Source organism: Pseudonocardia sp. TMWB2A, from assembly GCF_017312135.1.
Map to the genome: position 1 here is coordinate 4,146,317 of NZ_QKQY01000002.1, position 18,058 is coordinate 4,164,374.

Here is an 18,058-nt window from a genome sequence, read left to right on the forward strand (position 1 = left end):
CCCGGCCCCGGGGGCCGGGGCCCGGGTCAGTGCGCGGCGGCGTCCCAGCTGCGGCCGGACCCGACCGACACCTCCAGCGGCACCGACAGGTCGGCCGCGGCCGCCATCTCCCGGCGCACGAGTGCCTCCAGGGTCTCGCGCTCGCCGTCGGCGACCTCGAGGACGAGCTCGTCGTGCACCTGCAGCAGCATCCGGCTGCGCAGCCCCTCGGCCTGCAGCGCGCGGTACACCCCGAGCATCGCGACCTTGATGATGTCCGCCGCGCTGCCCTGGATCGGGGCGTTGAGCGCCATCCGCTCGGCCATCTCCCGGCGCTGACGGTTGTCGCTGGTCAGGTCGGGCAGGTAGCGGCGCCGCCCCAGGATGGTGGCGGTGTAGCCGTCCTTGCGGGCCTGGTCGACGACACCCGCGAGGTAGTCGCGCACCCCGCCGAACCCGGCGAAGTAGTCGTCCATCAGCCCCTTGGCCTCCTCGGTGGAGATCCGCAGCTGCCCGGACAGGCCGTAGGCCGACAGCCCGTAGGCCAGGCCGTAGTTCATCGCCTTGATCTTGGCGCGCTGCTCGACCGACACCTCGGTCGCCGCGACGCCGAAGACCCGGGCCGCGGTCTCGGCGTGGAAGTCGTGCTGCGAGCGGAACGCCTCGATCAGCGCAGCGTCCTCGGACAGGTGCGCCATGATCCGCATCTCGATCTGGCTGTAGTCCGCGGTGAGCAGATCCGCGTACGGCGCGCCGTCGGGCCCGGACCCGACGACGAACGCGTCCCGGATTCGGCGCCCGGCGGCGGTGCGGATCGGCACGTTCTGCAGGTTCGGGTCGGTCGAGGACAGCCGGCCGGTCGCGGCGATCGTCTGCGAGTACGTGGTGTGGATCCGGCCGTCCTCGGCGACGGACTTCATGAGCCCGTCGACGGTCACCTTGAGCCGGGTCGCGTCGCGGTGCTGCAGCAGGAACTGCAGGAACGGGTGCTCGGTCTGCTCGTAGAGGCTCGCCAAGGCGTCCGCGTCGGTGGTGTAGCCGGTCTTGGTGCGCTTGGTCTTGGGCATCTCCAGCTCGTCGAACAGGACGACCTGCAGCTGCTTGGGCGAGCCGAGGTTGATCTCCTTGCCGATCACCTCGTAGGCCTGCCGCGCGGCCTCGCGGACCTGGCCGCCGAAGTCGGACTCCAGGTCGGACAGGGTCTCGCCGTCGACGGCGATCCCGGCGGCCTCGCAGTCGGCCAGCACGAACGCCAGCGGCAGCTCCAGGTCGGCCAGCAGCTCGCTGCCGCCCCGCTCGGCCAGGTCGGCGTCGAGGGCGTCGGCGAGCTCGGCGATCGCCGAGGCCGCGAGCATCTCCTGCCCCGCGGCCTGGGCGTCGGCCTCCTCCTCGCCGCCGAGCAGCGACAGCTGCCCGTCGGCGGGCTCCTCGGTGCGCAGCTCGCGGCGCAGGTAGCGCAGCGCGAGGTCCGCCAGGTCGAAGGTCCGCTGCCCGGGCTTGGCGAGGTACGCGGCGAGCGCGGTGTCGCTGGTCAGCCCGCCCAGGGTCCAGCCCCGCGCGCGCAACGCGTGCAGCACCGGCTTCACGTCGTGCGCGGCCTTCGGCACGGACGCGTCGGCGAGCCAGTCGCCCAGGGCGGCCTCGTCGTCCGGGGTGAGGCCGGTCAGCGCGAGGTAGCCGGCGGCCGGGACACCGGCGGTGGCGCCGGCGGCCCGTTGCTCGACGGTCGGCTCCCCCGCGGCGAGCGCGATCCCGTCGAGGTCGCGCCCGGCGATCGGGCCGGTGACCCCGGCGAAGCTCACCGCGACGCGACGCCCGTCGCGGGCGTGGGCGTCGAGCCAGGCCCGCACCGCGCCGGGTGCGACGACCTCGCCGGCGACCTCGAAGCCGGACTCGGCCTCGGGCTCGGCGGAGGACAGGGTGGAGAACAGGCGCTCGCGCAGCACCCGGAACTCCAGCTCGTCGAACAGGCGGTGCACCGCGTCGCGGTCCCACGGGCGCAGCTCGAGCTCCTCGGGGGCGGCGCCGAGGTCGACGTCGCGCACCAGCTCGGTGAGCTGGCGGTTGAGCAGCACGTTCGCCAGGTTGGCCCGCAGGTTGTCCCCGGCCTTGCCCTTGACCTCGTCGACCCGGTCGGTGAGCTCGGCGAGCGAGCCGAACTCCCGGACCCACTTGGCCGCGGTCTTCTCCCCCACCCCGGGGATGGAGGGCAGGTTGTCCGAGGGGTCGCCGCGCAGCGCCGCGAAGTCCGGGTACTGGGTCGGGGTGAGCCCGTAGCGCTTGTCGACCTCGGCCGGGTCGATCCGGCCGAGGTCGGACACGCCGCGCTTGGGGTACAGGACGGTGACGTCGTCGGTGACCAGCTGGAACGCGTCACGGTCGCCGGTGGTGATGAGCACCTGGTAGCCGTGCCCCTCGGCCTGGGTGGCGAGGGTGGCGATGAGGTCGTCGGCCTCGTACCCGTCGACGGCGAACACCGGGATGTTCAGCGCGGTCAGGACCTCCTTGATGAGGTCGATCTGGCCGCGGAAGTCGTCCGGCGTCGACGAACGGTTCGCCTTGTACTCGGCGTACCGCTCGGAGCGGAAGGTCTTACGCGACACGTCGAAGGCCACGGCGAGGTGGGTCGGCTCCTCGTCGCGCAGCAGGTTGATCAGCATCGAGGTGAAGCCGTAGACCGCGTTCGTGGTCTGCCCGGTACCGGTGCGGAAGTTCTCCGCGGGCAGCGCGAAGAACGCCCGGTAGGCCAGGGAGTGGCCGTCGAGCAGCAACAGGCGCGGCTTCGCCGGTGCCCTCTTCTTCGCCGAGGCCGACTTCTGGGTGCCCTGCGTCGCTGTGCTCATCGGCGGCGAGTCTAGAACCGACCCCCGACAGTGAACGCGGCCGCCGGTCAGCTCCCGGCCCGGCCCAGCGGCACACCGTCACCCGCGGCGGTGCGCTCCAGCAGCGGCACCAGCGTCCGCAGCGCCCAGTCCACGCTCAGCGGGGACAGGTTCTCGGTCAGCCCCCGGGCGAGCACCGGGCTCAGGACGCTGTAGCGGCCGGCCGCCACGGCGGGCAGCCGTCGCCACAGCTCCGAGGCCTCCGCCGCGGCGGTCCCGGCGGCGTCGGTCGCCGGGCAGAGCAGGACACCCGCCGGCCGCAGGACGTCCACCTGCTCGGGCGAGTACTCGGTGACCGCGTCCGGGCCGGTGGTGTGCACCGTCAGGCCGAGGTCGCGCAGCAGGCCCACCATCGGGCTCGCGTCGCCCTGGACGTAGACCTGCCCGTGGTAGGTCGACCCGACGACTACCGGCAGCCCGCCCAGCCCGCGCAGCCGCACCGCCGCCGTCGCCACCGTGTCCCGGTACCGCTGCGCCAGGCCCTCGACCCGGTCCTCGCGGCCGAGCGCCGCGGCCACCGTCGCGAGGCCGTCGTGCCAGGTGGTCTCCCACCCGAGGCAGACCGTCGGCGCGATCCGGGAGAGCACGTCGTACTGCTCGCCGGCGGGGGGCATCCCGACCAGCAGGTCCGGCCGGGCCGCCACCACCCGCTCGGGCTCGGCCTGCGACGTCGGGATGTCCATCCGGGTCAGCCCGGCCACCCCCGCCTCGGTCTGCCACGGCAGGTTCCCCGAGCCCCAGGCGTCGGTGAACCCGTAGAGCACGGGCCGCACGCCCAGCGCGAGGACCAGGTCCAGGTCGAGGTAGTCCGACAGCGCCACCACCCGCTCCGGGGCCGCGGGCACCGTGGTCTCCCCCGCCTCGTGGCGCACGGTCCGGGGGAACCCGCCGGCGGCCGGCGCCCCGTCGGTGTCGCCGGGGGCGGGGCGCCCGCAGGCGGCGAGCAGGGCCAGGCCGAGGCTGCCGGCGAGCAGCCGGCGACGACTGGTGGCGGGGGCGGGCATGCGGGTCTCCGTCGTGGTCGCGCCGTCCCGTGTGGACGGCTCCCGGGGCAGGAGTCTCGCCCGGTCCCGGCGTGTCAGACGGACACGACGTGTCGGCAGACGGTCAGCCCGTCCCGTCGAGCCGGGCGACCGGCGCCGACCAGCGTCCCGGTGTGGTCCCGGTCTCCCGGCGGAACGCGGCGACGAACGCCGCCTCCGACCGGTAGCCGACCCGGTGGGCGACCGCCCGCACCGGCCGCGCACCGGTCAGCAGCGGGAGCGCGGACAGCACCCGGCAGCGCCGCCGCCAGCTCTCGAAGCCCAGCCCGGTCTCCTCGGTGAACCGCCGGGTCAGCGTGCGGGCGCTCACCCCGACCACGAACCCCCACTGTTCCAGGGTGCGCCGGTCCTGCGGGGTGCCGAGCAGCGTGGTCGCGACCAGGCGCACCGGCGCGGACCGCGGCATCGGCAGGTCCGGGAGCACCGTCGGCCCGCCGACGAACTGGTCGCACAGGACCTCCTCGGCCCGGGCGCGCACCGGCGCGTCGAGGACCGGCGACATCAGGTGCTCGGCGAGCGCGGTCGTCAGCGGCGGGGTCGGGAACCCGGTCAGCCCGACCGGCACCGTCGCGCGCCGGTCGCGGTCGACGTAGCCGACGAGGAAGGTCGTCCCGGCCGGGGCCGACACCGCGTGCCGGACACCGGCGGGGATCCAGACCCCGCTGCCCGGCACCGCCGTCCGCACGAGGTCACCGGCCCGGACCCGGACGCCGCCGGAGACCACGACGAGGAACTCGTGGTCGACGTGGGAGTGGACCGCCCACGCGGTGGGCGCGGTGATGATCCACCGGTACACCTCGATCCGCGGCCCGACCGCCCGGTCGACCACCTCGAGGACCTGCGCCCCCACCGACACGACCACCACCCCCACTCAGGACAGGCTCACCTTACCCAGTGGTGTGCCGACCCCGAGGACGACGATGCGGCCGCCCCCACCAGGGGGACGGCCGCACCGGGACGGGACCTGCCGCTCAGCCGACCTCGGCCATGACCTCGTCGGAGACGTCGAAGTTGGCGTAGACGTTCTGGACCTCGTCGGAGTCCTCGAGCGCCTCGATCAGCTTGAAGACCTTCTTCGCGCCGTCGGCGTCCAGTTCGACCTGCATCGACGGCACGAAGACCGCCTCCGCGGAGTCGTAGTCGATGTCGTTCTGCTGGAGCGCGGTCCGCACCGCGACGACGTCGGTCGGCTCGGAGACGACCTCCCAGCTCTCGCCGAGGTCGTTCACCTCCTCGGCCCCGGCGTCCAGGACGGCCATCAGCACGTCGTCCTCGGACAGCTCGGCCTTCGGCAGCACCACGACGCCCTTGCGCTGGAACAGGTACGCCACCGACCCCGGGTCGGCCATGGTGCCGCCGTTGCGGGTCATCGCCGTCCGGACCTCGGTCGCCGCCCGGTTCCGGTTGTCGGACAGACACTCGACCAGCACCGCGACCCCGTTCGGGCCGTAGCCCTCGTAGGTGATCGTCTGGTAGTCGGCGCCACCGGCGTCGGCACCCGAACCACGCTTGACCGCACGGTCGATGTTGTCGTTCGGGACCGAGCTCTTCTTCGCCTTCTGGATGGCGTCGTAGAGCGTCGGGTTGCCGTCGGGGTCACCGCCGCCGGTCCGGGCCGCGACCTCGATGTTCTTGATCAGCTTGGCGAACATCTTGCCGCGGCGGGCGTCGATCACGGCCTTCTTGTGCTTGGTCGTCGCCCACTTGGAGTGACCGCTCATCGGCTCGTCTGCCCACCTCTCGTGCTCGCACCGCGCACGCGACGCGCGGTGAGGGGCAGGTCCGACGCCCCGCAGCGCGAGCTGCGGTCGGGCCGACCTGCGGGAACCCGTCAATGTTACCGACGACGCGGCTCCGCGCCGGGCCGGGCCCGCGCACACCCCGCGCGTCACCGACATATGCAAGATCGACTATGCTTCGCCACCGCGTCCCGCCGGGGACCCGGCGAGGACTACTCTGACAACCGTTATCGGCACCTGCACCGGGCGCCGGTCGCGAGAGGAGCGCACGTGTTCGGAGCAGTGGCAGGCAAGGCCGTCGGGCTCGTCGTGAGCGGGCTGGCCGGCGCGGTCGCCTACGACGGCGTCAAGAAGGTCGCGCGCTCGGGCGCCGTCCGCGAGGCCGCCGTCTCGGTGACCACCTGGGGCCTCAAGGGCGCCCGCGCCGCCGAGACCGGTGCCGAGAAGGCCCGGCTGGCGACCGCCGACATCGTGGCCGAGGCCCGTGGCCGCATCGGCGAGGAGGCCCCCGCCCCGGGCAACGGCCACGGGCACGGCCACGAGCACTGATCCCGGTCCTCCGGGCACGACGAGCGAGACGAGCGAGACCGTGAGCACCGACACCGCCGGCCCGGACGCCACCGTCCACAGCGACGCCGCGGGCCGCATCCGCTTCGCCGTCCCCGCGCTGCGCGGGCGCACCGCGCTGGCCGTGGCCGTCGAGGACGAGCTGGACCACGTCGGCGGGGTGCGGCAGGTGCACGCCTACCCGCGCACCGGCAACGTCGTCGTCTGGTACCGCCCCGGCTGCGACCGCGTCGAGCTCGTCGAGGCCATCGGCAAGGGCCTGCGTGCCGAGCCGGAGGCCACCGCGGCCCGCACGCCGCGCTCGGCCGACCAGCACAACGGCGAGCTGGCCCGGCTGGTCGTCGGCGGGGTCGCGCTGGCCGCGCTCGGCTTCCGCCGCTACGCGCTGCGCCGCCCGCCGCTGCTCGGCCCGGCCAGCCGCACCGTCGCCACCGGCGTCACGATCTTCACCGGCTACCCGTTCCTGCGTGGCGCGCTGCGCTCGCTGGCCGGCGGCCGGGGCGCGGGCACCGACGCGCTCGTCTCGGCGGCGACCGTCGCCAGCCTCGTGCTGCGCGAGAACGTCGTCGCACTGACCGTGCTGTGGCTGCTCAACATCGGCGAGTACCTCCAGGACCTGACGCTGCGCCGCTCCCGGCGCGCGATCTCGGAGCTGCTCACCGGCGCCACCACCCGTACCTGGACCCGCACCGTCACCCCCGACGGCGGCACCGTCGAGGTCGAGGTCGACATCGCCGACCTGTCGGTGGGCGACGAGGTCGTGGTGCACGAGCGGATCGTGCTGCCCGTCGACGGCGAGGTCGTCGAGGGCGAGGGCGTCGCCGACCAGGCCGCGATCACCGGCGAGCAGCTGCCGGTCTCGGTCGCCCCGGGCGACACCCTGCACGCCGGGTCGGTGCTGCTGCGCGGCCGGATCGTGGTCCGGGCGACGGCCGTCGGCCAGGACACCGCGATCGGCCGGATCATCGACCGGGTCGAGCAGGCCCAGGACGACCGGGCCCCGATCCAGACCGTCGGCGAGAACTTCTCCCGCCGGTTCGTGCCGGCCTCGTTCCTGCTCTCGGCGCTGACCCTGGTCGTCACCCGCGACGTGCGGCGCGCGATGACGATGCTGCTCATCGCCTGCCCGTGCGCGGTCGGCCTGTCCACCCCGACGGCGATCTCCGCGGCGATCGGCAACGGCGCGCGGCGCGGCATCCTCATCAAGGGCGGCGCGCACCTCGAGGCGGCAGGCCGGGTCGACGCGGTGGTGTTCGACAAGACCGGCACGCTCACCCAGGGCCGCCCGGTCGTCACCAACGTCATCTCCTTCCACGACGACTGGTCGCCCGAGCAGGTCCTGGCCTACGCCGCGTCGTCGGAGATCCACTCGCGGCACCCGCTGGCCCAGGCGGTCATCCGCTCCACCGAGGAGCGGCGGATCGAGATCCCGCCGCACGAGGAGTGCGAGGTCCTGCTCGGCCAGGGCATGCGCGTCCAGGCCGACGGCCGGGTGCTGCTCATCGGCTCGCGCGACCTGCTCCGCGCCCAGGGCGTCACGGTGCCGCGCAAGGCCGCGGACTGGGTGCGGCGGCTGCAGAAGGCCTCGGAGACGCCGCTGCTGCTGGCCGTCGACGGGGCACTGGTCGGCCTGGTCTCGCTGCGCGACACCGTGCGGGCCGAGGCCCGTGACGTGCTGGACCGGCTGCGCGCCGACGGCGTCACCCGGATCGTCATGCTCACCGGCGACCACCCGCAGACCGCGAAGGCCGTCGCCGAGGAGCTCGGCATCACCGAGTACCGGGCCGAGGTCATGCCCGAGCAGAAGCAGGACGTGGTGCGGGCGCTGCAGGCGCAGGGCCACACCGTCGCGATGATCGGCGACGGCACGAACGACGCCCCGGCGCTGGCGCTGGCCGACATCGGGATCGCGATGGGCGTGGCCGGGACCGACGTGGCGGTCGAGACCGCGGACGTCGCCCTCGCCGCCGATGACCTCAACGCACTGCTCGACCTGCGCGACCTGGGGCGGCGCTCGATCACCCTGATCCGGCAGAACTACGGCATGTCGATCGCGGTGAACGCGGCCGGGCTGCTGGTCTCCGCCGGCGGGGCGATGTCACCGGTGGTCGCGGCGATCCTGCACAACGCCTCCAGCGTCGCGGTCGTCGCGAACAGCTCCCGGCTGATCCGCTACCGGATCCCCGCGGGGGTGGCGACGACCGTCGTCGAGGGTGAGGTCGTCGCCGGATCCCCGGCCGCCTGAACCCCGCAGCCGGACCGGCGGCGGTTCAGCGCGCGGCCCGTCCGCCGGGACCACCGCGGTAGAAGGCCCGGGCGGCCGGGTGGAACAGCAGCGACATCGCGGCCACCACCTCGACGACGTGCAGGGCACGCAGGGACGCCGCGAGGAGCTCGGCGCTGCTCGCGTCGGCGAGGAAGCCCGCGACGGTGGTGCCGGCCGCCAACGCGCGCAGCGGCTCCGCCACCAGGGACGCCGTCCCGAGCAGCCCGAGCACACCGACCACCGTCCAGCGGTGCACCGCCGACCCGGACCGCAGCTGGACCACCAGCACCACCAGCACGGTGTACACCGCGCTCCGGAACGCGACCTCGGCGCCGCTGGGCGGGAGCGGACCGGCCAGCCGCACGAGCGTCTCGCTCAGTCCCGCCAGTAGCGCGCCCAGCCACAGCACGACGCTCGCCACCACCGCACCGGGCGGCGGGGCCGGGCGCAGCGCGGTCGGGTCGACGAGGAGGGACACCCCATCACTGTCCCCGCGGCGGACGGCCCGGCCCACACGGCACGCCCCCGGGTGGCCCTGGGGAATCCCCCACCCCGGGTCCGGTTCCCCGCGCGCGGGGACTAGCGGGGTCCGGCGCCCGCCCGGCGCTTCGCCGCGCCCCAGACGGCGGTGCCGACGAACAGGACGACCCCGATCACCGTCAGCCAGAACAGCCCCTTGACCACCAGGCCGAGGACGGCGAGCACCAGCCAGACGACGAGCAACACACCGATGAGAACGAGCACTCTTCAACCGTACGCCGGTGCAACGGTGCCGTGCGTGGCCGCGACCGGCCGCGGGCGGGTCAGCCCGCCGCGGCGCGCACCATGTCCACGAACAGCCCGTGCACCCGGCGGTCCCCGGTCAGCTCGGGGTGGAACGAGGTGGCGAGCACCGGGCCCTGCCGGACCGCGACCGCGCGCCCGGCCGCCTCACCGGCGTCGGCACCGGCGCTGGTGACGTCCGGGACGGAGGCGAGCACCTCGACGTCGCCGCCGGTCTTCTCCACCCACGGGGCGCGGATGAACACCGCGTGCACCGGACCACCGGTGAGCCCGGTGAAGTCCAGGTCGGTCTCGAACGAGTCGACCTGGCGGCCGAAGGCGTTGCGCCGCACGACGACGTCGAGCCCGCCGAGCTGGTGCTGGTCGGGGCGGCCGTCGAGGATCTCCTCGGCCAGCAGGATCATGCCGGCGCACGAGCCGTAGGCGGGCAGCCCGTCGCGGAGCCGGGCGCGCAGCGGCTCCAGCAGCTCGAAGGTGTCGAGCAGCTTGGACATGGTCGTCGACTCGCCGCCGGGCAGGACGATGCCGTCCACCGCGGCAAGTTCGGACGCACGGCGGACCGGTACGGCCTCGGCGCCCGCCGCGGTCAGCGCCGCCACGTGCTCGCGGACGTTGCCCTGCAGGGCCAGCACACCGATCCTCACCGCCATGCCCGCCAGCCTAGACCCGTGCGACCTGCGGTAACCGCCCGTCCGGGGGTGAGCCGCGGCACCGTACGGCGGTGCCGCGGCCCGGGGTGCGGGACGGATCCTGGGTTCCCGCGCGGTGCCGGGCACGGTCCGCCCGGGGACACGGGGGTGGGGCGTCATGGACATCGGAGCGACGGTGCGGGTCTTCCGGGCCGAACCCCTGGCCGCGCCGGGCGACCCGGTCCGGGCGCCGGCGCATCCGCCGACCGACGGGGCGGCGCCCCCGGCCGCGCCGGTCCCGGACGGGACGCCGCCGCGGGTCCCCGGCCGGGCCGGTGAACCGGTGTGTGCCCCGCGCTGACCACACCGTCGGACGGCACCGCACCGGACGTCGCGGGCGTCGTCGTCGGCTGGCGGTGCTGGCGCGTCGCGGGCCCGGTCACCGCGCCGCGGCTGCGCTCTCCGGTGCACGTGGCCACCGAGTGGCCGCCCGGCGGGGCCCTCGCCGCGCACTGCGAGCTGCGCGGACACGAGGCACCGGACCCGGCCTGCACCTGCGGGGTGCACGCGGTCCGCGACCCGGCCCGGGTCGGCGGCGTCGGGTTCGGTCCCGGCACCGTGCTGGGCTGCGTCGGGCTGTGGGGCCTCGTCGTCGAGGGCGAGCACGGCTGGCGGGCCGGCGCCGCGGCACCGCTGGTGCTGTTCTGCGGGCCCGCGCTGGGCGACCCCGAGCGCAGCGGGCTGGCGCGGACCTACCGGGTCGGGGTGCACCGGCTGCCGCTCCCGGTCGCGGCCACCGTCGAGCTACCGCTCCCGGTCGCGACGGCGGGCGCGGTCCGGGCCGCCGCCGCCGACGGCCGGGGCCTCGACGACGCCGCGGCCGCGTTCGTGACGGCCGTGCCCGTGCCGGACGCCCCGGCGCGCCCGGTGCGCGTGCCGCGACCCCGCCGGTTCGCGCTCGGGACGACGGCGGTGCTGGCCGTGCTCGCCGCGGCGGCGGCCTCCCCCGTCGAGCACCTCCCCGTGCCCGGGCCGGTGCCCGCGCCGCCCGGGGTGGTCGTCCCCCGGTGAGCCGGGTCAGCCCGCCTCGACCTCGCCGCGCTTCGCCTGCTTCGCCGCGGCACCGCGCAGCGCCTCGGCGACGGCCGGGGCCACGCTCGTGTCGAACACGCTCGGCACGATGAACGACGGGTTCGGCTCGGCGACGACGTCGGCGATCGCCTCGGCCGCGGCGAGCATCATCTCGTCGGTGATGTCGTGCGCCTGGGCGTCGAGCAGCCCGCGGAACACACCGGGGAACGCGAGGACGTTGTTGATCTGGTTCGGGTAGTCCGACCGGCCGGTCGCGACGACGGCGGCGTGCTTCATCGCCAGCGTCGGGTCGACCTCGGGGTCCGGGTTGGCCAGCGCGAACACGATCGAGTCGTCGTTCATCGACCGCAGCTCGTCCTCGCCGAACAGGTTCGGCGCGCTGACCCCGATGAAGACGTCGGCCCCGACGAGTGCGTCGGCCAGGGTGCCCCGCTTGCCGCCGGAGTTGGTCTGCGCGGCGATCGAGACGAGGTTGTCGTCCATCCCCTCGCGTCCGGTGTGGACGATGCCGTCCACGTCGACGGCGACGACGTCGGCGGTCTGCTCCGAGCCGAGCAGCCGGATGATCGCCGAGCCGGCCGCGCCGACCCCGCAGACGACGACGCGGATGTCGGAGAACTTCTTGCCGACCACGCGCAGCGCGTTGCGCAGCGCGCCGAGGACGACGACGGCGGTGCCGTGCTGGTCGTCGTGGAAGACCGGGATGTCGAGCAGCTCGCGCAGCCGGCGCTCGATCTCGAAGCAGCGCGGCGCGGCGATGTCCTCCAGGTTGATGCCGCCGTAGCCGGGGGCGATCAGCTGGACGGTGCGGATGATCTCCTCGGTGTCCTGGGTGTCGAGGCAGACCGGCCAGGCGTCGACGTTGGCGAACTGCTTGAACAGCGCCGCCTTGCCCTCCATCACCGGCATCGCCGCGGCGGCGCCGATGTTGCCCAGGCCGAGCACCGCGGACCCGTCGGTGACGACGGCGACGGTGTTGCGCTTGATCGTCAGGCGCCGGGCGTCGGACGGGTTCTCCGCGATCGCCATCGACACCCGCGCGACGCCCGGGGTGTAGGCGCGCGACAGGTCGTCACGGGTGCGGAGGTTCACCTTGGACCGCACCTCGATCTTGCCGCCGAGGTGGAGCAGGAAGGTCCGGTCCGAGACCTTGCGGACCGAGAAGCCCTCGAGCTGCTCGATGGCGGTCTTGATCTCCTCGACGTGCTCGGTGTTGCGGGCGTTGACCGAGATGTCGACGACGAGACTCTCGGTGCGTGCCTCGACGACGTCGAAGGCGGTGACGACGCCACCGACCTGGCCGACGGCGGCGGTGAGGTCACCGGCCGAGGTGGGGTGGGCGGGGGCGTCGACGCGTGCGGTGATGGCGTAACCGGGACCGGGAATGGACACGGCCCGGAACAGTACCGCCGGGAGTGTGGTTACCGTGGGGTCAACGATGTGACGACGCGCGTCACCGCTCGTCGGCGTCGTCCGCGGGGATCCGCGGCAGCGGCCCGGTGGGGGCGTCGGCGACGGCCATCTTCGCCGCCGAGTCGGTCGGGGCGTGCCCGCCGAGCGCGGCGAGCGCGGCGTCGTTGCCGACGTCGGCCCCGGCCCGCTCGGACAGCAGCCAGCGTACCTCCAGCAGGTCGCAGTAGGCCTGCACGGCGTCGCCCGCGCCGCCGAGCGCTGCGTGCGCCCGCGCGGACCCGGGGTCGAGGCAGTGGTCGATCCAGCTGCGGGCCGCGGCGCGTTCGGTGACCGGGTGGCCGGTGCGGCGCTGCATCCAGTCGCGATGGGCGTTGAGGTCGCCGAGCAGGATCCGGGCCTGGCCCTCCCCCACGCCGACGCCGGTCAGCCTGCGCAGCGTCTCGGAGTGGTAGTTGCGGTCGCCGACGGCGATGTGCAGCCGCGACCGCCCGTCGCCGACCGGGAGCAGGGACACCTCGTCGACGGCGAAGCCCAGGTCGTTGAGCTCGCGGATGGCGCCCTCGACGCGGTAGCGGTCGCCGAAGGCGAAGACCGGCGAGGTGTGCAGCGCCTCCCACAGCTCCCGGTAGCGCTCGGGCAGGGCGGTCGCCTCGTCGATGAGCTGCGGGATCATCTCCGGCGGGCGTTCCAGCGAGGTCGCGAGGTCGATCATCCCGGCGGCGATGTTCTCGACCAGGATCGTCACGTCGTGCTCGCGCTGGCCGTCGGACAGGCCGTCCGGGTGCACCTCGCTGGTCTCGGCGTCGACGAGGAAGGCCTGCAGGGTCTGCCCGTCGCGGGTGAACAGGGTGTTGTTGAGCGAGCAGTCGCCCCAGAACACGCCGTGCCGGTGCAGCTCGACCAGCAGCGAGATCATCGCGTCGAACAGCCGCGCGCGGTGCCGCGGCCGGTTCGGGGGCAGCCGCAGGAACAGCCTGCGGTACTGCCAGGACCCGCTCAGGTACCGGGTCACCAGGATCGCGGTCTCGTGCGCGGGCTGGTTCACCAGCCCGGCCGGGCGGACCGCGGGCAGGCACTGGTGCTCGAGGCGGCGCAGCACGTCGTACTCGCGCCGGGCGATCCGCTCCGGCATGTCCTTGAGTGCCCACAGTGCACCGTCGGCCTCGACGAACCGGACCAGGTGCCGGCTCGGGCCGACCTCCATGTCACGCAACGGGACCCGCGTCTCGTCCCACCGTTCCAGCGGCTCGTTCCAGGGCAGCGCGATCAGCTCGGGGCCGGGGGCCCGCAGCACCAGCTCCGGCGGGGCGTCCATTCAGGACACCCCCCGCACGCCGCGGGCGGGTGGGGCGGTGGAGCCGCGGATGACCAGCCGGGTCGGCAGGGTCGCGAGCGGCTCGACCGGCTCGCCGGCCAGCGTCGCCAGCGCCATCCGGGCCGCGACGGCACCCTGCTCGGCCGCCGGCTGGGCCACGGTGGACAGATCGGTCAGCGCGGCCAGCGGGTGGTCGTCGATGCCGATGACCGACACGTCGCCGGGCACTGCGAGCCCGGCCCGGCGCAGCGTGCCGACGGCGCCGAGGGCGACCTCGTCGGTGTGGGCGTAGACCGCCGTCGGCGGGTCGGACAGCCCGAGCAGCTCCCCCATCGCGCGCGCCCCGCCCTCCGGGCTCCAGGGCACGCTCACCGTCAGGGCGGGGTCGTACTCCACGCCGGCGTCGGCGAGCGCCGCCCGGTAGGCGGCGGCACGCCCCTCGGGCTGGCCAGGGTCGAGCTCCGGGTCGGTGGTGACGATCATCCCGATCCTCCGGTGTCCGAGGTGGAGCAGGTGGTCGACGGCCTGGCGACCGGCGACGCACTCGTCGATCGACACCGAGGGGTGGTTGCCGATCCGGGTCCCCGCCGACACGATGCCGACGCCGATCCGCTCCAGCCGGGCGCGCTCGGCGTCGTCGACCCCGAACCCGAGCAGCACGACGGCGTCGGCACGCCGGCGGGCGGGCAGCTCGGCGAAGAACGCGCGCCGGGCCGCGGCGTCGCCCAGGTGGTAGAGCAGCACGTCGCGCCCGGCCTCGCGCAGCACGTCGGACAGCCCCTCCAGCGCGGCCCCGAACCACCACCGCGACAGGTGCGGGACGACGACGGCGATCCGCCCCGTGGTGCCCCGCGCGAGCCCGGAGGCGTCCGGGCTGACGACGTACTCCAGGGCGCGCGCGGCCTCCCACACGCGGGCGCGGGTGGCCTCGGCGACGTGGGGGTGATCGCTGAGCGCGCGTGACGCGGTGGCCGGTGAGACCTTGGCCAGCCGGGCCACGTCGGCCAGGTTGACCGGTTCGGGCACGACACATGTATGCCCAAAGCTGGAAGCGATTGCAAGAGCGGATGTTATCCGACTGCGCTGGACCATCGCCTGTCGATCAGTAAGGATCGTCGCCGACCAGCCCGACTGCTGTGAGCCTTGACACTCCCGAGTGAAAGGCTCACAGTCTCGGTTGGAAACGCTTCCAACGTCGCCGACGAGCGACGGGACACAGCAGCGGTATCGGACACGGGAGTTCGGAGTTGACCATGCGTCGCACACGGTGGAGGAGGACGCTGGCCGCCGGCGCGGCCACCGTCGCCCTCGCCCTGCTGGCGGGCTGCGGAGGCGCACCCGCGGGCCCGCCGGTCCTCAACTGGTACATCAACCCCGACGACGGGGGGCAGGCGGAGATCGCCCAGCGCTGCTCGGCGGCGTCGAACGGGCAGTACCAGATCGCGGTGTCGGTGCTGCCGCGCCAGTCCGCGGAGCAGCGTCAGCAGCTGATCCGCCGGCTCGCGGCCAACGACAGCTCGATCGACATCATGTCCATCGACCCGCCCTACATCCCCGAGTTCGCCGAGGCGAAGTTCCTGGCCCCGGTGCCCGAGGAGGTCGCGCAGCGGACCACCGCCGGGATCGTGAACTCCGCGAAGGAGGGCGCGAGCTGGAACGGCAAGCTGGTCACGGTGCCGTTCTGGGCCAACACCCAGCTGCTCTGGTACCGCAAGTCGCAGGTCGCCGGCACCGGGCTGGACCTGTCGAAGCCGGTCACCTGGGACCAGGTCGTGCAGACCGCGCAGGCCAAGAACTCGATCATCGCCGCGCAGGGCATCCGCGCGGAGTCGCTGACCGTCTGGCTGAACGCGCTGGTCGAGGGCGGCGGCGGGCAGATCGTCACCAACGCCTCGCCGCAGAACCCGGAGGGCGTCCAGCTCGGCCTGGACTCCCCCGCCGCGACGAAGGCCGCCGAGATCATGAAGGCCGTCTCGGCCGTCGGCGGTCCCGGCTTCTCGACCAACTCCGAGGACGAGAACTCCAACGCCTTCCAGTCCGGTGACGCGATGTTCCAGGTCAACTGGCCGTTCGTCTGGGGCAAGGTCAACAGCGCCGTCGAGGAGGGGACCGTCCCGCAGTCCACGCCGGACGACTTCGGCTGGGCGCTCTACCCGCAGACCGAGGCCGGCAAGCCCTCGGCCCCGCCCTACGGCGGCATCAACCTCGGCGTCGGCGCCTTCAGCAAGCACACCGACCTGGCCTACCAGGCCACCGAGTGCATCACCTCGACCGAGAACCAGAAGCAGTACTTCCTCACCAACGGCAACCCGGCCGCCCGGATCTCGGTCTTCACCGACCCGGACGTGGTGAAGAAGTTCCCGATGGCCAAGGTCATCGCGCAGTCGCTGCAGCAGGCCAAGCCGCGCCCGCAGACGGCGTACTACAGCGAGGTCTCCGAGTCCATCCAGCGCACCTACCACCCGACCGCGGGCATCGACCCGCCGACCGTCGGCCCCGCGACCGCCGCGCTGATCAAGGCGGTCCTCGCCAAGGAGGAGCTGCTGTGACCACGACGACCGAGCGGCCCGGGACCGGGACCGGGGCCTCCCCGGCCCCGCGCGGTGCCAGCGACCGCAGCCGGGCCGAGCAGAAGCTCGGCTGGTACCTCGCGGGCCCGGCGTTCGCCGTGATGCTGCTGGTGACGGCCTACCCGATCATCCAGGCCGTCTACTACTCGCTGTTCGACTACCGGCTGACCGACCCGGACAACATCTCCTTCGTCGGCCTGAAGAACTACGCGGTCATCCTCACCGACTCGATCTGGTGGACCTCCTTCGGCGTCACAGTGTTCATCACCGTGGTCACCGTCGCGGTCGAGCTGGTGCTGGGCTTCCTGCTCGCGCTGGTCATGATGAACGCGCTCAAGGCGATCCGGCCGGTGCTGCGCGCCGCGATCCTGATCCCCTACGCGGTCATCACGGTCGTGTCGGCGTTCGCCTGGCAGTACGCGTTCTCCCTCGACTCGGGCTTCGTGAACTCCTGGTTCGGCTGGCTGCCCGGGATCTCGGCCGACACCGACTGGTTCGGCTCGACCGGCTCGTCGCTGTTCGTGATCTGCCTGGCCGAGATCTGGAAGACCACCCCGTTCATCTCGCTGCTGCTGCTCGCGGGTCTGGCCCAGGTGCCCGACGTGCTGCAGGAGGCCGCCCGCGTCGACGGCGCGACCTGGTGGCAGCGGATGTGGAAGGTCACCCTCCCGAACATGAAGGCGGCGATCATGGTCGCCCTGCTGTTCCGGACCCTGGACGCGTTCCGCGTGTTCGACTCGGTGTTCGTGATGACGGCCGGGGCGAACAACACCGAGACGGTGTCGTTCCTGGCCTACCGCCAGACCATCGCCCGCGTCGAGATCGGGCTCGGCTCCGCGGTGTCGGTGCTGCTGTTCCTGTCCGTCGTGATCATCTGCATCGGGTTCATCAAGGGGTTCAAGGTCGACCTGTCCCAGGCCCGAGGGGAGAAGTGATGTCCACCCGCGAGAGAGTCCTCTGGATCGTCGCCGGCATCGCGATCGTCATCTACGCCCTGTTCCCGGTGGGCTGGATCGTGTCGCTGTCGCTGAAGTCGAGCGACGACATCGCCAACAAGCAGTTCCTGCCGACCTCGGTGTCGTGGAGCAACTACGAGCAGATCCTCGTCGGGGACGCGGCCGGGCTGTTCCTGCCCGCGCTGCGCAACTCCTTCGGCATCTGCATCATCGCGACGTTCCTGGCGTGCGTGCTGTCGATGTTCGCCGCCTACGCGATCGCCCGGCTCGACTTCCGGGGCAAGCGGCTGATCCTGTCGACCGCGCTGGCGGTGGCGATCTTCCCGGTCATCTCGATCGTGACGCCGCTGTTCAACCTGTGGCGCCAGATCGGGCTCTACGACACCTGGCCCGGCCTGATCATCCCCTACCTGTCGCTGACCCTGCCGCTGTCGATCTGGACCATGTCGGCGTTCTTCCGCGAGATCCCGTGGGAGATGGAGCAGGCCGCGCAGGTCGACGGCGCCACCACCTGGCAGGCGTTCCGCAAGGTGATCGTCCCGCTGGCGACGCCCGGGGTGTTCACCACCGCGATCCTGGCGTTCTTCATCGCCTGGAACGACTTCGCCTACGGCATCTCGCTGACCTCGACCGGCGCGTCCCGCCCGGTCCCGGCCGCGCTGGGCCTGTTCTCCGGGGCCTCGCAGTTCGAGTCGCCCAACGGCCCGATCGCCGCCGCCGCGGTGATCGTGACCATCCCCGTCGTCGTGCTCGTCCTGCTGTTCCAGCGGCGCATCGTCGCCGGGCTCACCAACGGCGCCGTCAAGGGCTGACACCCCCGTACA

At 73.4% G+C, this 18,058-nt stretch carries 17 protein-coding genes; 7 read left to right on the top strand and 10 right to left on the bottom strand.

All coding sequences use genetic code 11. The features are described 5' to 3' along the window. Positions 1-26: 26 nt before the first annotated feature. From polA to DMP17_RS33980, 4 genes are all read right to left on the bottom strand, one after another. A complete protein-coding gene (gene polA, locus DMP17_RS33965; RefSeq protein WP_337831673.1) occupies positions 27-2,822 on the bottom strand; it encodes a DNA polymerase I in 2,796 nt (931 codons plus the stop codon). Positions 2,823-2,869: 47 nt separating this feature from the next. Then, positions 2,870-3,865 carry an ABC transporter substrate-binding protein gene (locus tag DMP17_RS33970; RefSeq protein ID WP_337831674.1) on the bottom strand — a complete coding sequence of 332 codons (996 nt, stop codon included), beginning with the start codon at positions 3,863-3,865 and terminating at the stop codon, positions 2,870-2,872. Between the two features lie 103 nt (positions 3,866-3,968). Beyond that, positions 3,969-4,775 (bottom strand): helix-turn-helix domain-containing protein, encoded by an 807-nt coding sequence (locus DMP17_RS33975; RefSeq protein WP_226364960.1) that lies wholly within the window; start codon positions 4,773-4,775, stop codon positions 3,969-3,971. Between the two features lie 100 nt (positions 4,776-4,875). Next, positions 4,876-5,625, bottom strand: coding sequence for a YebC/PmpR family DNA-binding transcriptional regulator (locus DMP17_RS33980; RefSeq protein ID WP_208823674.1), 750 nt, complete (start codon positions 5,623-5,625; stop codon positions 4,876-4,878). Positions 5,626-5,913: 288 nt separating this feature from the next. On the opposite strand from DMP17_RS33980, the gene DMP17_RS33985 reads away from it, so the two are divergent. Further along, positions 5,914-6,192, top strand: coding sequence for a DUF1490 family protein (locus DMP17_RS33985; protein ID WP_226357377.1), 279 nt, complete (start codon positions 5,914-5,916; stop codon positions 6,190-6,192). A 40-nt stretch (positions 6,193-6,232) separates the two neighbouring features. Then, positions 6,233-8,455 (top strand): heavy metal translocating P-type ATPase, encoded by a 2,223-nt coding sequence (locus DMP17_RS33990; RefSeq protein ID WP_337831675.1) that lies wholly within the window; start codon positions 6,233-6,235, stop codon positions 8,453-8,455. 25 nt (positions 8,456-8,480) lie between these two features. Here DMP17_RS33990 and DMP17_RS33995 read toward each other — a convergent pair whose 3' ends face one another. The 3 genes from DMP17_RS33995 to pdxT form a co-directional block, all read right to left on the bottom strand. Then, the gene (locus tag DMP17_RS33995; protein ID WP_226357379.1) at positions 8,481-8,954 is read right to left on the bottom strand and encodes a hypothetical protein; all 474 of its coding nucleotides are present in this window, start codon (positions 8,952-8,954) and stop codon (positions 8,481-8,483) included. A 101-nt stretch (positions 8,955-9,055) separates the two neighbouring features. Next, positions 9,056-9,220 carry a hypothetical protein gene (locus DMP17_RS34000; RefSeq protein ID WP_226357380.1) on the bottom strand — a complete coding sequence of 55 codons (165 nt, stop codon included), beginning with the start codon at positions 9,218-9,220 and terminating at the stop codon, positions 9,056-9,058. Between the two features lie 59 nt (positions 9,221-9,279). Beyond that, positions 9,280-9,909 (bottom strand): pyridoxal 5'-phosphate synthase glutaminase subunit PdxT, encoded by a 630-nt coding sequence (gene pdxT, locus DMP17_RS34005; protein ID WP_337831676.1) that lies wholly within the window; start codon positions 9,907-9,909, stop codon positions 9,280-9,282. Positions 9,910-10,066: 157 nt separating this feature from the next. Between pdxT and DMP17_RS34010 the strand changes: the two genes are divergently transcribed. Beyond that, the gene (locus DMP17_RS34010) at positions 10,067-10,249 is read left to right on the top strand and encodes a hypothetical protein (protein WP_226357382.1); all 183 of its coding nucleotides are present in this window, start codon (positions 10,067-10,069) and stop codon (positions 10,247-10,249) included. After that, entirely contained in the window at positions 10,234-10,959 is a 726-nt protein-coding gene (locus tag DMP17_RS34015) for a hypothetical protein (protein WP_337831677.1), read from the top strand. The genes DMP17_RS34010 and DMP17_RS34015 overlap by 16 nt, the downstream gene beginning before the upstream one ends. A 6-nt stretch (positions 10,960-10,965) precedes the next feature. Here DMP17_RS34015 and DMP17_RS34020 read toward each other — a convergent pair whose 3' ends face one another. From DMP17_RS34020 to DMP17_RS34030, 3 genes are all read right to left on the bottom strand, one after another. Beyond that, complete coding sequence (locus tag DMP17_RS34020; protein WP_226364957.1) at positions 10,966-12,372, bottom strand: NAD-dependent malic enzyme; 1,407 nt, start codon at positions 12,370-12,372, stop codon at positions 10,966-10,968. Positions 12,373-12,433: 61 nt separating this feature from the next. Next, positions 12,434-13,708, bottom strand: coding sequence for a DUF4032 domain-containing protein (locus tag DMP17_RS34025; RefSeq protein WP_226357385.1), 1,275 nt, complete (start codon positions 13,706-13,708; stop codon positions 12,434-12,436). After that, positions 13,709-14,734: a LacI family DNA-binding transcriptional regulator gene (locus tag DMP17_RS34030; RefSeq protein WP_337831678.1), complete on the bottom strand. Its 1,026-nt coding sequence runs from the start codon at positions 14,732-14,734 to the stop codon at positions 13,709-13,711. A 227-nt stretch (positions 14,735-14,961) separates the two neighbouring features. Here DMP17_RS34030 and DMP17_RS34035 point away from each other — a divergent pair, with 227 nt between their 5' ends. From DMP17_RS34035 to DMP17_RS34045, 3 genes are read left to right on the top strand one after another with little or no spacing between them, the layout of a single operon-like run. Beyond that, positions 14,962-16,257 (top strand): extracellular solute-binding protein, encoded by a 1,296-nt coding sequence (locus tag DMP17_RS34035; RefSeq protein WP_226357387.1) that lies wholly within the window; start codon positions 14,962-14,964, stop codon positions 16,255-16,257. Continuing rightward, positions 16,254-17,213 carry a carbohydrate ABC transporter permease gene (locus tag DMP17_RS34040; RefSeq protein WP_226357388.1) on the top strand — a complete coding sequence of 320 codons (960 nt, stop codon included), beginning with the start codon at positions 16,254-16,256 and terminating at the stop codon, positions 17,211-17,213. The genes DMP17_RS34035 and DMP17_RS34040 overlap by 4 nt, the downstream gene beginning before the upstream one ends. Beyond that, positions 17,213-18,046 carry a carbohydrate ABC transporter permease gene (locus DMP17_RS34045; RefSeq protein ID WP_226357389.1) on the top strand — a complete coding sequence of 278 codons (834 nt, stop codon included), beginning with the start codon at positions 17,213-17,215 and terminating at the stop codon, positions 18,044-18,046. The genes DMP17_RS34040 and DMP17_RS34045 overlap by 1 nt, the downstream gene beginning before the upstream one ends. The last annotated feature ends 12 nt before the right edge of the window (positions 18,047-18,058 follow it).